Annotated in this window: 10 protein-coding genes; 5 read left to right on the top strand and 5 right to left on the bottom strand. The window is 64.9% G+C overall.

Going from position 1 to position 14,506, the window contains the following annotated elements; all coding sequences use genetic code 11:
• Nucleotides 1–5: 5 nt before the first annotated feature.
• The 5 genes from C4Q26_RS20855 to C4Q26_RS20835 are packed head-to-tail and all read left to right on the top strand — an operon-like array spanning nt 6 to nt 6,544.
• Nucleotides 6–1,028, top strand: coding sequence for an efflux RND transporter periplasmic adaptor subunit (locus C4Q26_RS20855; protein WP_104883465.1), 1,023 nt, complete (start codon nt 6–8; stop codon nt 1,026–1,028).
• On the top strand, nt 1,028–2,788 hold the full coding sequence (locus C4Q26_RS20850; protein ID WP_104883464.1) for an ATP-binding cassette domain-containing protein: 1,761 nt from the start codon (nt 1,028–1,030) through the stop codon (nt 2,786–2,788). Before C4Q26_RS20855 ends, C4Q26_RS20850 begins: the two co-directional genes overlap by 1 nt.
• Nucleotides 2,785–3,918: an ABC transporter permease gene (locus C4Q26_RS20845; RefSeq protein WP_104883463.1), complete on the top strand. Its 1,134-nt coding sequence runs from the start codon at nt 2,785–2,787 to the stop codon at nt 3,916–3,918. Before C4Q26_RS20850 ends, C4Q26_RS20845 begins: the two co-directional genes overlap by 4 nt.
• Nucleotide 3,919: 1 nt before the next feature.
• A complete protein-coding gene (locus C4Q26_RS20840; protein WP_023381322.1) occupies nt 3,920–5,035 on the top strand; it encodes an ABC transporter permease in 1,116 nt (371 codons plus the stop codon).
• A 12-nt stretch (nt 5,036–5,047) separates the two neighbouring features.
• Nucleotides 5,048–6,544, top strand: a complete 1,497-nt coding sequence (locus C4Q26_RS20835; protein ID WP_104883462.1) for an efflux transporter outer membrane subunit — start codon at nt 5,048–5,050, stop codon at nt 6,542–6,544.
• Between the two features lie 133 nt (nt 6,545–6,677).
• Here C4Q26_RS20835 and C4Q26_RS20830 read toward each other — a convergent pair whose 3' ends face one another.
• The 5 genes from C4Q26_RS20830 to kdpA form a co-directional block, all read right to left on the bottom strand.
• Complete coding sequence (locus tag C4Q26_RS20830) at nt 6,678–7,373, bottom strand: response regulator (protein WP_023381324.1); 696 nt, start codon at nt 7,371–7,373, stop codon at nt 6,678–6,680.
• Nucleotides 7,370–10,024 (bottom strand): sensor histidine kinase KdpD, encoded by a 2,655-nt coding sequence (locus tag C4Q26_RS20825; protein ID WP_104883461.1) that lies wholly within the window; start codon nt 10,022–10,024, stop codon nt 7,370–7,372. Before C4Q26_RS20825 ends, C4Q26_RS20830 begins: the two co-directional genes overlap by 4 nt.
• Nucleotides 10,025–10,178: 154 nt before the next feature.
• Nucleotides 10,179–10,730, bottom strand: coding sequence for a potassium-transporting ATPase subunit KdpC (gene kdpC, locus C4Q26_RS20820; RefSeq protein ID WP_104883460.1), 552 nt, complete (start codon nt 10,728–10,730; stop codon nt 10,179–10,181).
• Nucleotides 10,731–10,740: 10 nt separating this feature from the next.
• Entirely contained in the window at nt 10,741–12,795 is a 2,055-nt protein-coding gene (gene kdpB / locus C4Q26_RS20815; RefSeq protein ID WP_023381327.1) for a potassium-transporting ATPase subunit KdpB, read from the bottom strand.
• 10 nt (nt 12,796–12,805) lie between these two features.
• Nucleotides 12,806–14,500 carry a potassium-transporting ATPase subunit KdpA gene (gene kdpA, locus C4Q26_RS20810; RefSeq protein ID WP_104881463.1) on the bottom strand — a complete coding sequence of 565 codons (1,695 nt, stop codon included), beginning with the start codon at nt 14,498–14,500 and terminating at the stop codon, nt 12,806–12,808.
• Nucleotides 14,501–14,506: the final 6 nt, after the last annotated feature.

Below are 14,506 nucleotides of genomic sequence, written 5' to 3'. Positions count from 1 at the left end.
TCATCATGCAGAAAAAGCTCGTCATCGCCCTGTTGGCGGCAACGCTGGTGGGCTTTGGGGCGTGGTACTACGTGCACACCCGGGGCGACCAGGGGGGCGACCTGGTGCTCTATGGCAACGTCGATATCCGCCAGGTCTCGCTGGCATTCACCGGCAGCGAGCGCATCGGCGAAATGCGCGTGGAGGAAGGCGACACCGTCAAGGCCGGGCAGGTGCTGGCTACCCTCGATAGCCGTGCGTTGAAGCTGCAGATCGACCAGGCCAACGCCCAGGTCGCCGTCCAGCAGGCCAACGTCCTGCGCCTGCGCAATGGCAGCCGACCCGAGGACATCGACCGCGCCAGTGCCCAGGCAGCAGCCAGCAAGGCCCAGGTCGACCTCGCCGCCACCCAGTTGCGCCGCTTGCAAACCATCCGCGCCAACAGCAGCGGCGGACGGGCCGTGAGCCAACAGGACCTGGACAATGCCGCCGCGCAACTGAGGGTGCGCCAGGCCCAGTGGGAGGACAGCCAGAAGGCCCTGCGTCTGGCCAGGATTGGCCCCCGGGCCGAAGACATCGCCCAGGCCGAGGCCCAGCTGCAAAGCGCCCGCGCGCAACTGGCACTGCTGCAGCACAACCTCGACGAAACCGAACTGCGTGCACCGCAGGATGCCACCGTCCGCTCGCGCATGCTCGAACCAGGCGACATGGCCTCGCCGCAACGGGCGGTGTATGCCCTGGCCATTACCACGCCAAAGTGGGTACGGGCCTATATCAATGAGTCGCAACTGGGCCACATCCGACCGGGCCTGCCCGCCAGGGTCACGACCGACAGCCACCCGGACGCTCCCGTGCAGGGGCAGGTCGGGTTCATTTCCGACGTTGCCGAATTCACGCCCAAGGCCGTGCAAACCGCCGAGCTACGCACCGCGCTGGTGTACGAGGTGCGCATCATCGTCGACGATAAGGACAACCGCCTGCGCCTGGGAATGCCGGCAACCGTTCGATTTGCCCAGGCGGACCTGGTGAACGACGGGAAGGCCCGGTAATGGAGTTGGTCATCGAGGCCAAGGCTGTTGCCAGGCGGTTCCTGGTCAAGGCATCGGGGCAGGCCGTCCAGGCATTGCACGGCTTGGACCTGACACTGCGCAAAGGCACCCTCACCGCCCTGGTCGGGCCCGATGGCGCCGGTAAAACCACATTCCTGCGCCTGGTCGCGGGGCTGTTGCAAGCCGATAGCGGGGAGTTGAACGTGCTCGGCGTCGACGTCAAGGCGCACCCGCAGAAGGTCCAGGACCTGATCAGCTATATGCCGCAGCGCTTTGGCTTGTATGAAGACCTGAGCGTACAGGAGAACCTCGACCTCTACGCCGACCTCCATGGCGTAGGCGCCAACCTGCGTCGGCAGCGCTTCGAGCGGCTACTGGCGATGACCGACCTGACGCACTTCACTCGCCGGCCAGCAGGCAAGCTGTCTGGTGGCATGAAGCAGAAGCTCGGCCTGGCCTGCACCCTGGTGCGGTCGCCGCAACTGCTGTTGCTGGATGAGCCGACCGTGGGGGTCGACCCGCTGTCACGTCGTGAACTGTGGGAGATCGTCCAGCAACTGGTGCGGGAAGAGAACCTCAGCGTACTGCTCAGCACCTCCTACCTGGACGAAGCCGAGCGCTGCTCGGAAGTGTACATGCTGCACCAGGGTGAACTGCTGGCCCAAGGCATGCCACAGGACATCCGCCGCCACGCCGATGGCCTTTGCTACCTCGCCACAGCGCCCGCCGGGCAGCCGGCGCGCACCCTGCAGGCCCGTCTGCTGGGCAACACGCACACCATCATCGATGCGGTGCCGCAATCGGGTGAGGTGCGTTTCATGCGCCAGCCTGATGCCGACCAGCAGACACTCGACACGCTGCTGGGCGGCGCTCCGGTACGCCCGGTGGAGGCCAGGCTGGAAGATGGCTTCATGTTCCTGCTGCGTGCACGCAGCGATGCCGAGCACGTCGACATGGAAACACTCAAGACCAGTGCCCCGAGCGACCCACACAGCAGCGAACCGGCCATCGAAGTGAAGGACCTGGTGCGCACGTTCGGCGACTTCACCGCCGTGGCCAGCACCAGTTTCAGTGTGCGCCGGGGTGAGATCTTCGGCCTGCTGGGGCCCAATGGCGCTGGCAAGACCACCACCTTCCGCATGCTCTGCGGCCTGCTGCCCGCCTCGTCGGGCAGCCTGCAGGTGGCCGGCGTCAATCTGCGCCATGCACGGGCGAAGGCTCGCCGCCGGGTGGGCTATGTGTCGCAGAAATTCTCCCTGTACGGCAACCTCTCGGTCCGCGAGAACCTTGAGTTCTTCGGCGGCGCCTATGGGTTGCCCGGCAAGCAGTTGCAGCGGCGCATGGACGAAGTCGCCCAGCAATTCGACTTGTCCGGACACGAGAGCGACCCCAGCGGCCAACTGCCCGGCGGCTTCAAGCAACGCCTGGCCATGGCCGTGGGCCTGCTCCACGAGCCGGAAATCCTCTTTCTCGACGAGCCCACCAGCGGCGCCGACCCCCTCGCCCGCCGAGGTTTCTGGCAACGCATCACAGCACTGGCGGCTGCCGGCACCACGATCATCATCACCACCCACTTCATGGAAGAGGCGGAGTACTGCGACCGCATCGTCATCCAGGACGCTGGCAAGCTGATCGCCATGGGCACGCCGCAGGAAGTCCGCGAGCAGGCCGCAGGTAAGGGCAGCACGCTGAACATGGAACAGGCCTTCATCGCCATCGTCGAGCAGGAGCGCCAGCAACAGCAGGTGACGCCGGCATGAGCACCGCGACGCTCGGTGCCTTCTGCCGCCGACTGGTGTCACTGACCCGCAAGGAAGTGCGGCAGATGCTGCGTGACAAAAGCAATCTGTTGATCGGCATTGGCTTGCCCATCGTGCTGATTCTCATCTTCGGCTACGGACTGTCGCTGGACGTGCGTCACAGCGTGGTCGCGGTGGTGCAGGATGACCCTGCGCCGCAAGCCCACGACCTGCTGGCCAGCATCAGCCATTCGGCCTACCTGGAACCGCGGCCTGTGAAGTCCTTCGAGCAAGGCAGGCAATGGCTGGCTTCGCGTGAAGTCGATGCCCTGGTGTACCTGCCGGGCGATTTCAGCCGTCGCCTGCAGGCGGGCGACGCCCAGGTACTGGTGCTGGTACAAGGCTCAGACGCGACGCGTGCTTCGGGGGTCAGCAACTACCTGAACCAGGCCCTGGCCTTGTGGGGCCAGAAGCAGAGTTCGCGCAACGGCGGCTTGCAGGCTGGTGGAGTGCAGATCGAGCAACGCATGTGGTTCAATGCCGCCAACACCAGTACCTGGTACCTCGTGCCGGGGTTGATCGTATTGATCATGACGCTGGTGGGGGCTTTTCTCACCGCGCTGGTGATGGCCCGCGAATGGGAGCGCGGCACCCTGGAAGCGTTGTTCGTGACGCCCGTGCGGGCTGCGGAGATTCTCCTGGCCAAGGTCATTCCCTGCTTCGTCGTCGGCCTGATCGGCCTGGGGTTGTGCCTGCTGGCAGCGCGTTTTCTATTCGATGTGCCGATGTATGGTTCGCTGTGGGCGCTGGTGATCTGCTCGATGCTGTACCTGCTCGTGGCACTGGGGATCGGCCTGCTGATTTCGGCGGTCACCAAGAACCAGTTCCTGGCCAGCCAGATTTCCCTGCTCGTCAGCTTCCTGCCGGCGATGATGCTATCAGGCTTCATCTTCGACCTGCGCAACGTACCCACCGCCGTGCAGGTAGTCGGAAACCTGCTGCCCGCCACCTACTTCATGCAAGTGGTGAAGTCGCTGTTCCTGGCCGGCGACTTCTGGCCATTGATCCTGCGCAACAGCTTGATTCTCACCGGTTACGCCGTGGCCTTGCTGGGGCTGGCGCGCCTGGCCACGCGCAAGAGGCTCGATTGACATGGCCACGTTCCTGGAACTGCTGCGTCGCCTGGTCAACCTGTGGCGCAAGGAACTGCTGGTGATTTTCAAAGACCCGGCAAACCGCATCGTACTGATCGCACCGGTGCTCATGCAGAGCCTGCTGTTCGGCTATGCCGTGACCTTCGATCTCAACGACGTGCCCTACGCACTGCTCGACCATAGCCACAGCGAGTCGTCCCAGCGCCTGGCCAGCCGCCTGGACGGCAGCGGCATCTTCCACCGCGTGCAGACCCTCAACTCCAGCCGCGACATCGCCGAGGTGATCGATGCGCAAGAGGCATTGCTGGTGGTGCACATCCCACCTGATTTCGAGGCCCGCCTTACCCGAGGAGAAACCGCACCGCTGCAGGTGATACTCGACGGCCGTAACTCGACCACCGCAGGCTCCGCCGCAGCGGGCCTTGCCAGCATCGTGAACGACTTCAACCGAGAACGCGGTCTGGCGCAAGCACCGATCAACGTGGTTACCCGCGCCTGGTACAACCCCAACCTGGAAACCCGTTGGCCGCTCATTCCGGCGTTGATTGCTTCGCTGAGCATGCTGCAGACACTGGTGCTCACCGCCTTGTCGGTGGCGCGCGAACGTGAGCAGGGCACGTTCGACCAATTGCTGGTCACCCCCTACTCGCCGATGGAGATCATGATCGGCAAAGCCATACCGCCCATTCTCATCGGCCTGGTGCAAGCCTCGTTGGTGCTATTGATGGCGCTGTTCTGGTTCCGCATTCCCATGGCCGGCTCCCTGCTCGACCTGTACGGAGGCCTGCTGGTGTTCATGATCTCCAGCGTCGGCCTGGGCATGTCGATTTCGGCCATATCGCTGAACATGCAGCAGGCCATGCTCTATACCTTCGTGCTGATCATGCCGATCATGCTGCTGTCGGGCCTGGCCACGCCGGTGCGCAACATGCCCGACGCCATGCAACTGGCCACCTGGATCAATCCCCTGCGCTTTGCCATCGACCTGATTCAACGCATTTATCTCGAAGGCGTCAGCCTGTTCGACGTGGCACACGACCTGGTCCCCATGCTCGCCGTAGCCGCCGTCACTCTGCCGCTGTCTGCCTGGCTGTTCCGCAATCGACTCGCTTAACCGGAGGCTGCAATGTCGTCGCCGCTCAACGCCTTTTGCCTCACGCCGTTGCTACTGGCCCTGATGGCCTGCAGCGCGGTCGGGCCTGACTACCAAGCGCCGCAGCCGGTTACCCCAAGCGACTGGCACGCGGCCCATAGCGGTGACCCCACGCTCCTGAACACGGGCTCGGCCAACCAGGCCATTGCGACGCAATGGTGGACCCAGTTTGCCGACCCGACGCTGAACTACCTGCAGCGGCGCGCCATTGCCGCCAGTCCGGACCTGACCAACGCCGCCCTGCGCTTTGCACAAGCGCGCATGCAACGGCAGATGGTCGCGGCGCAGCGTGGCGTGAACGTCGACGGCAGGGCCGACATCCAGCGCCAGCGTCAGAGTGAGCGCGGTGCCAGCGCGAAGATGATCGACAGCTTCGCACCGGGCAACAGCGACGAGTTGACCAAGGCCCTGGCGCAACCATTCACTCTTTATGAAGCAGGCTTCGACGCATCCTGGGAGGTCGATTTCTGGGGCCGGGTACGCCGCTCCGTCGAGGCCGCGGACGCCCGTGTCGAGCAGCAGCGCGCTTTGCTTGAGCAGGCACGGCTGGTGGTGGCCAGCGAAGTGGCGCGCGGGTATTTCGAATTGCGTAGGGTGCAGCAGTTGATCGGCGTCACCGAGCAAGACCTGCGAGCCACCGAGGAGTCGCTCGAACTGGTGAAAGCCCGCGCCGACGGCGGCCTGGTCGACGATTTCGACCTGGTCCGTCAACGCGCTCAACTCGAACAACTGAGTGCCACCCTGCCCTCACTGCAGGCGGCGCAGACCCAGGCCATCAACCAACTGGGCGTGCTGGTCGGCGCGCAACCGGGCGAACTGCAGGCTCAGTTGCTGCTACCTACAGCCACGCCTCCCACCCTACCCGACCTGAGCCCTGGGCTGCCCTCGGACGTGGCGCGCAAACGCCCGGATATCCGCGCCGCCGAAGCCCAGCTTCACGCGGCAACGGCCAACATAGGGGTGGCGGTCGCCGAGTTGTATCCAAGCATCCGCCTGGGTGCCAGCTTTGGGTATTCCTCGTTCGAAAGCGGCAAGTTTTCTGACTGGGGCAGCCGCCAGTGGGCGGTAGGGCCGAGCTTGAGCGTGCCGATTTTCGACAATGGTCGGCGCCGCGCTCAAGTCACTTTGCGCACGCTCGAACAACAGGAGGCAGCGGTCAACTACCAGCAGACGGTACTCAAGGCCTGGCAGGAGGTGGATGATGCGCTGAGCAGTTATGGCGCCGAACGCCAGCGCAACGACCAGCTCAAGGCACGCCTGGGCAGCGCCGGGCAAGCCTATGACATGGCCAAGGCACGCTATGCCGGTGGACTGACTGACTTTCTGGTAGCGCTCGACGCCCAACGCAACTATCTGCAGGCGCGCCGAGATGTGGTGGACAGTGACAACCAGTTACGCCTGGGCCTTGTAGCGTTGTACAAGGCTCTGGGGGGCGGTGCTCCAGTGGGTGCGCGCGAGGTGCAGCAATGATGGACAAGCGCCGCCTGCGCGGCGCATCGAGAGCAAGGCTCGCTCCTACGTCTGATCTGGGTCCGTAAGGTGTGCAGCCGCCGCGAACCGCTGTAGGAGCGAGCTTTGCTCGCGATGCGCCAGTACCCTGGGCTTATCCAGCCGGCGCCACCAACCGATACCCCACCCCCGCCTCGGTAATGATGAACCTCGGCGCCGTCGGGTCATCGCCCAGTTTCTGCCGCAGGTGCCCCACCACGATCCGCAGGTAGTGGGTATCGTCCACATGGGTCGGCCCCCAGATATCCTTGAGCAACTGCTGCTGGGTGATCACCCGCCCAGGATGCCCGGCCAGTTGCGCCAGCAGCGCATATTCCTTGCGGGTCAGCGCCACCTCGACACCGTCCAGGGTCACCTTGCGAAAGGCAAAGTCGACCGTCAACGGCCCGAAGCTCGCCAATGCCTCCCCGCCACTGGCCTGTGGCGCCTGACGCAGCAGGGCGCGGATGCGTGCCAGGAACTCCTGGATACCGAAGGGCTTGGTCACATAGTCGTTGGCACCACCATCGAGCGCATCCACTTTCTGAACTTCACTGGCGCGCACCGACAACACCATTACCGGCACCGAGCTCCACTCGCGCAGCTCACGCAGCACGTGCTGGCCGTCCATGTCTGGCAAACCAAGGTCGAGCACCACCAAGTCCGGCTTGGCCAGGGCGGCCTGCGTCAGGCCCTCGGCACCTGTGGCGGCCTCGATCACCTTGTACCCCTGGGATGCCAGGCTGATGCGCAGAAACTTGCGGATCTGCGGTTCGTCGTCGATGACCAGGAGGGTCGCGTGCTGGCTCATGGGGCTTCGCTTTCGGCTTCAGGTTGATCGGGCAGCGGCAAGCATAATGTGATGCAGGTGCCCTGGCCATCGATGCCTTCGCTGACCAGGATTTGCCCGCCGTGGGCGCCGACCATGCCTTGGCAGATGGCCAACCCAAGCCCCGTGCCCTGCCCGCCCCGATCCCCCCGGGCAGCGGTGTAGAACATGTCGAAGATCTTGTCCCGCTCCGCCACCGGAATGCCAGGCCCCTGGTCGCTTACCGCGAAGTACAGTTGCTGGTCGTGCACGGACACCTCCAGTTCCAGCCGTCCCTGCGCCGGCGAAAAGCGGGCGGCGTTCTCCAGCACATTGACCAGGGCCTGTTCGATCAATGCCGCATGCACGAACAACAAGGGCAACGCGGCCGGCACCTCGGTGTGCACGCGCAACGGCGCCAGCACGGCGCGCAGGCGGTTCAGCGCACTGCCGACGATGTCCGCCGGTTCCACCCAGTCGCGAGCAAGCTTCAGCCCACCATGGCCCAGGCGGGTCATGTCGAGCAGGTTCTGGATGTAACGGTCCAGGCGTTCGGCCTCGTTGCGCGTGCCTTCGAGCAACTCACGCCGATCAGCGGGCGCAATGGCCTCGCCCAATGCCAGCAGGCTGTCGATGCTGCCGCGCATGGCGGTCAGCGGTGTACGCAGGTCATGGGATACCGATGCCAGCAAGGCACTGCGCAACTGCTCGGTTTCGCCATGCAGGCGCGCCGCTTCCAGTTGCTCGGCCAGCCGCGCCCGGGCCAGGGCCTGGGCCAAAGGTTGCCCCAAGGCCATCAGCAGGCGACGGCGCTGGGCGCTGAGCGGCTCGCCGGAGTGCGGCCGCACGCCAAGCAGCGCCAGCGGCTGCTCATCAACCGCCAACGGCCACCACCACCAGCGCCCATGGGGCAAGGTATCGCTGCCATGGCCGGCAGCCTGGCCGTGTTGCCAGGCCCACTCGGCAGCGGCCCGTTCGTTGTCGGTGAGGGCTTGCGCCTCGCCACTGACCCGATGCAACAGGCCCTCTGCATTGCGCTCGAGCAGGCATACCTGCATGTCCTGCAAACCGTTCAAATGCTGGCCCGCTGCATTGAATACCGCCTGACGGTCGGTAGCCACGGTCAACCGTCGAGAAAGGTCGAGCAACTGGCTGGTCTGCGCCTGAGTCTCGCGCAGGGCCTGCAACTGCTGGCGTTGCCGCGCTGCGAGATTGCCGGTCAGGGCGGCCATCAGCAGGAAGAACACCAGCGTCAGCACGTCTTCCTCGCGCTGGATGGTGAAGGAGAAGTTCGGCGGTATGAACAGAAAGTCGTAGGTCAGGAACGACAACGCCGCACAGGCCAGGGCTGGCCCAAGGCTGCTGCGTACGGCCACCAGCAACACCGCGGCCAGGAACACCAAGGAAATATTGGGCAATGCCAACACGCCGGCCACCGCCCAGGACAGACTTGCCGCCAACGCAGTCGCCAGCACGGCCAGCAGATAATGGCGCCACACCCAAACGCGCTTGACCGACATGCTGGGTGTGGCGGGTTGGGCATCGCGGTCGAGCACGTTGACTTCCAACCCATGGCTTTCACGCAGCAACCGAGCCGCCACCCCGGCGCCGAACAAGCGCCGCCGCAGGCGATCACGCGACTGCCCGACCAGCACCAGACTGGCCCTGCGTTCGGCAGCATGCTGGATCAGCGTGCGCGCCACCTCCCCGGCCCGCAACACCACCACTTCGCCTCCCAGCCGCTCGGCAAGCTGCTGCGCAGCCTGCAGGCGATGACGGGCGGTTTCGTCGAGCAACCGGCCATTGTCCACATGCACCAGGCTCCAGGGCAGGTGTCGGCGCTGGGCCACCCGACAGGCATGGCGCACCAGACGCTCGGCCTGATCGTCACCGTCGACCCCGACCAGCAAACGCCCACGCAAGGCCGGTGCCTCCTGGCCACGCTGGCGGTAGCCGTGGGCCAGGTCGGCATCCACCTGCGCAGCCGCCGTTTGCATGGCCAGTTCGCGCAGGGCCGTGAGGTTGGTCTGGGAGAAGTAGGCATCGATGGCCGCCCGCGCCTGCTCGGGCACATACACCTTGCCCTCACGCAGACGGGCGAGCAGGTCGCGGGGCGGCAGGTCGATCAGCACCAGCTCGAAGGCCTCCTGCAGTACCCAGTCGGGCAAGGTCTCGCGCACCTGCACGCCGGTGATGTCACGCACTTTGTCATTCAGGCTTTCCAGGTGCTGGACGTTGACCGTGGTGTAGACGTCGATCCCCGCGGCCAACAGTTCCTGGACATCCTGCCAGCGCTTGGCGTGGCGGCTGCCAGGCGCATTGGTGTGGGCCAACTCATCGACCAGGGCCAAGGACGGGGATGCCTTGAGCAGTCCGTCGAGGTCCATTTCCTCCAACGTGACGCCACGGTACTCGCTGCGCAGCAAGGGTTGCTGGAGCATGCCGCCGAGCAAGGCTTCGGTCTCGGCCCGGCCATGGGTCTCGACCACCCCGGCCAGCACCTGCACGCCTTGGCGTTGCTGGGCGTGAGCGGCTTGCAGCATGGCGTAGGTCTTGCCCACCCCAGGCGCGGCACCGAGAAACACCTTGAGCCTGCCGCGCCCTTCACGCGGCAGGTTGGCCAACAGCGCGTCTGCGCGGGCGGAATCACTCATGAGTCATCCTTCATCTGCTGTGCAGAAAACACGGGCCGCAAGATCGGCATGGCACGTGCAGGAACGGGTTCACCCGCGAATACGTCGGTGAGCTCACCGCACCCTTCGCGGGCAAACCCGCCCCCACAGGCCTTTGCTGGTAACCGGCCTTGAGTCAGTGACCAATACTGCCAAGCGCCCGGTTCAGGTCCAGCACATTGACCACAGGGGGGCCGATCAGTGGCTGCAGGGTGGCCTCTTCCACCAAGGCTTGCAAGCGCTCGACTGACATCTGCCGGGCTGCCGCCACGCGCGCGATCTGGTAGGCCACGGCCTCAGGCGGCAGGTGCGGGTCCAGGCCGCTGCCCGAGGTGGTCAGCAACGCCTGGGGTACGCCCCCCTGCCCAGGTTGGTAGAGCGCTGCCGCCTCCCCTTTCACCCGTTCGGCCAATGCCGGATTGCTGGGGGAAAGATTGCTCGCACTGCTGGCCACGGTGGCATAGGCACCGGCCGACGGACGCGAGTGAAACCAGCCATCACCCTGGAAGTCCTGGGCGATCAATGCCGAGCCACGCACCTGGCCATGGTCGTCACGCACCAGGCTGCCGTTGGCCTGCTCGGGAAACGCGACCTGGGCTATGCCGGTTACCGCCAAGGGGTACAACGCGCCGGTGACCAGGGTCATCAACAAGGCCAGGCTCAATGCCGGGCGCAGATAGGTGTTCATGTCGGCCTCCTCAGACCAGGTGCAATGCATTGAGCAACATGTCGATCAGCTTGATCCCGGCAAACGGCACGATGATCCCGCCCAGGCCGTAGATCAGCAGGTTGCGTCGCAGCAACTGGGCCGCGTTCGCTGCCTGCACACGCACACCGCGCAAGGCCAAGGGAATCAGCGCGATGATGATCAGCGCGTTGAAGACGATCGCCGACAGAATCGCGCTCTGCGGGCTGGCCAGGTGCATCAGGTTGAGCACGCCCAGCTGCGGGTAGATGGCGGCGAACAGCGCCGGCAGAATGGCGAAGTACTTGGCCACGTCGTTGGCGATGGAGAAGGTGGTGAGCGCCCCGCGCGTGACCAGCAACTCCTTGCCCACCTGGACCACGTCCAGCAGCTTGGTCGGGTCGCTGTCCAGATCGACCATGTTGGCTGCCTCACGCGCCGCCTGGGTACCATCGTTCATGGCCATGCCCACATCTGCCTGGGCCAGCGCCGGTGCATCATTGGCGCCGTCACCGCACATGGCGACCAGACGCCCGTCGTTCTGTTCCTGGCGAATGCGCGCCAGCTTCTTCTCGGGCGTGGCTTCAGCCAGCACATCGTCCACCCCGGCTTCGGCGGCGATGGCAGCAGCGGTCAGCGGGTTGTCGCCGGTGACCATCACCGTGCGGATACCCAGCTTGCGCAGCTCGGCGAAGCGCTCGCGAATGCCGGGCTTGACCACATCCTTGAGGTGGATCACGCCCAGCAAGCGCTTGTCGACACACACCAGCAGGGGCGTACCGCCGCTCTGAGCGATGCGTTCGACTTCACGGGCCAGTGCCGGCGGCATCTCCAGTCGCTGCATGCCGACGAAGGCCAGCACCGCATCGACCGCGCCCTTGCGGTAGTGACGCTGCTGAAAATCGACACCGGAAAGCCGCGTCTCGGCGCTGAAGGCAATGGGTACCAGCTGCTGGGCGCTTGGTTCAATGAACGCGTGCAATTGACGCAGGTACTCGACGATCGACTTGCCCTCGGCAGTATCATCGGCCAACGATGCCAGCAACGCGCCCTCCCCCAACTCCTTGGCCGTGACCCCCGGCGCACTGTGCAGCGCACTGCAACGACGATTGCCGAAGGTGATGGTGCCGGTCTTGTCGAGCATCAGGGTGTGCACATCACCGGCCGCCTCCACGGCGCGGCCCGAGCGAGCGATGACATTGAGCCGCACCAGGCGGTCCATGCCAGCGATGCCGATGGCCGATAGCAGTCCGCCGATAGTGGTGGGGATCAGTGTCACCAACAACGCTGCGAGGAAGATCAGCGGCAGGCTACCGCCTGCGAAGTGGGCGAACGGCTGCAAGGTCACGACCACGATCAGGAAGATCAGGGTCAGGCCGATCAACAGAATATCCAACGCGATCTCGTTGGGCGTCTTCTGCCGCTTGGCACCTTCAACCAGGGCAATCATGCGGTCCAGGGTCGACTCGCCAGGGTTGCTGGTGATGCGGATCAGCAGCCAGTCGGATACCAGGCGGGTGTTGCCGGTGACGGCCGATCGGTCGCCACCGGACTCTCTGATCACCGGGGCCGACTCGCCAGTAATGGCCGCCTCGTTGACCGCTGCAATGCCCTCGAGCACTTCGCCGTCGCCGGGGATCAATTCACCGGCCACCACCTTGACCACATCGTCCTTGCGCAACTGCGAGGCAGGCACGGTCTCGAAGCCGCCTTGGCGGGTGCGGCGCTGCGCGGTAAGGCCCTGGCTGCCGGCCTTGAGGCTGTCGGCGCGGGCCTTGCCGCGCCCTTCGGCCAGGGCTTCGGCAAAATTGGCGAACAACACGGTGAACCACAGCCACAGGGCAATCTGCACCGCCACGCTGGTGCTCACGCCACTGCCCGGTGCAAAGCACAGCACAGTGGTGAGCACAGCCGTGAGGGCCACGACCAGCATCACCGGTGAACGCTTGAGTTGACGCGGGTCGAGTTTGACGAAGGCCTGCACCATGGCCGGGCGCCAGAGTGCGGCGAAACGGGTCTGGTCCTTGGCGCTGGAGTGGGCTTTCACTTCGGGAATGGGCATGTTCATGGTTCGCTCCTCAGAAGCCCAGGCTCAGGTGTTCGGCGATCGGCCCAAGGGCCAGGGTTGGCAGGAAGGTCAGGCCGCCCACCAGCAGGATGGTCACCACCAGCAAGGTGGCGAACAGTGGCCCGTGGGTCGGGAAGCTGTTCAGCCCTTGCGGCGCGGTTTTCTTCGCAGCCAAGCTGCCTGCCAGGGCCAGCACCGGCAGGATGTAGCCGAAGCGGCCGATCAGCATGGCCAAGCCGATCATCAGGTTGTGGAACACGGTGTTGGCACCGAAACCGGCGAAGGCCGAGCCGTTGTTGGCGGTGCCGGAGGTGTAGGCATACAGCAGCTGGCTGAAGCCATGGGCGCCTGGGTTGCTCACCGCCCCCGCAGGGCCTGGCAGGCTGGCGGCGATGGCGCCGAGCACCAGCACGCCCACCGGCATCACCAACAAGGTCGCCACCAACAACTGCACCTCACGGGCTTGCAGCTTCTTGCCCAAGTATTCCGGCGTGCGCCCAATCATCAGGCCTGCCAGGAACACAGCGATCAGCACAAACAGCAACATGCCGTAGAGCCCGGCACCGACGCCGCCGAAGATCACCTCACCGACCATCATGTTGGCCATGGCCACCATACCCGTCAGCGGGTTGAGGCTGTCGTGCATGGCGTTGACCGAACCGTTGGACGCAGCGGTGGTGGTCACGCTCCAGAGCACCGAACCGGTGGTGCCGAAGCGGCTTTCCTTGCCCTCCATCGGCGCGCTCGACTGTACCTGAACGCTTTCCAATGCCGGATTGGGTTGGTATTCCGCCCACAAGGCGGTACTGCCACCGATCAGGAACAGGGCAAGCATGCAGGCGATGATGGCGCGGCTCTGGCGCAAGTCCTTCACGTAGTGGCCAAAGGTGAACACCAGGGCAGCCGGGATCAGAATGATCGACGCCACCTCGAACAGGTTGCTCCAGGCCGTGGGGTTCTCGAACGGGTGCGCCGAGTTCACGCCGAAGAAACCACCCCCGTTGGTACCCAGTTGCTTGATGGCGATCTGGCTGGCAGCCGGTCCCAGCGGGATGACCTGGTCAACGCCTTGCAGGGTCACAGCATGGGCATAATCGGCGAAGGTCTGGGGCACGCCCTGCCACACCAGCAGCAGCGCCAGCACCAGACACAACGGCAAGAGCCCGTAGAGGGTGCCCCGGGTCATGTCGACCCAGAAGTTGCCCAGCGTTGCCGTAGAGCGCCTGGCAATGCCACGGCAGAGTGCAACCAATACGGCCAGGCCGGTGGCAGCGCTGACGAAGTTCTGCACGGTCAGGCCAAGCATCTGGCTCAGGTAGCTGACCGAGGCTTCGCCGCTGTAGGCCTGCCAGTTGGTGTTGGTGACGAAGCTTACCGCTGTGTTGAATGCCAGCGACCACTCCTGGCCTGGCAAGTGCTGCGGATTGAGCGGCAGATAGCCCTGCAGCAACAGCACGCAGAACAGCAGCACGAACCCGGCCAGGTTGAAGGCCAACAAAGCCAGGGCGTACTGCTTCCAATTCTGCTCCTGCTCGGTGCGCACGCCCGCCAGCCGGTAACAGCCCTGCTCCAATGGGCCGAGTACTGGGCTGAGCCAGGTACGCTGGCCTTCCATCACCTTGTAGTAGAAACGCCCCAGCCAGGGTGCAGGCAGCAGCACGATGGCAAAGAAGGCCAACAGCAACGCGTAGTCGTAACTGTGCATGACCGC

The sequence above is a fragment of the Pseudomonas sp. SWI44 genome, assembly GCF_002947915.1.
GTDB lineage: Bacteria > Pseudomonadota > Gammaproteobacteria > Pseudomonadales > Pseudomonadaceae > Aquipseudomonas > Aquipseudomonas taiwanensis.
Note: the sequence above shows the minus strand (reverse complement) of the source record. Positions and strands in the feature narration are given on the sequence as shown.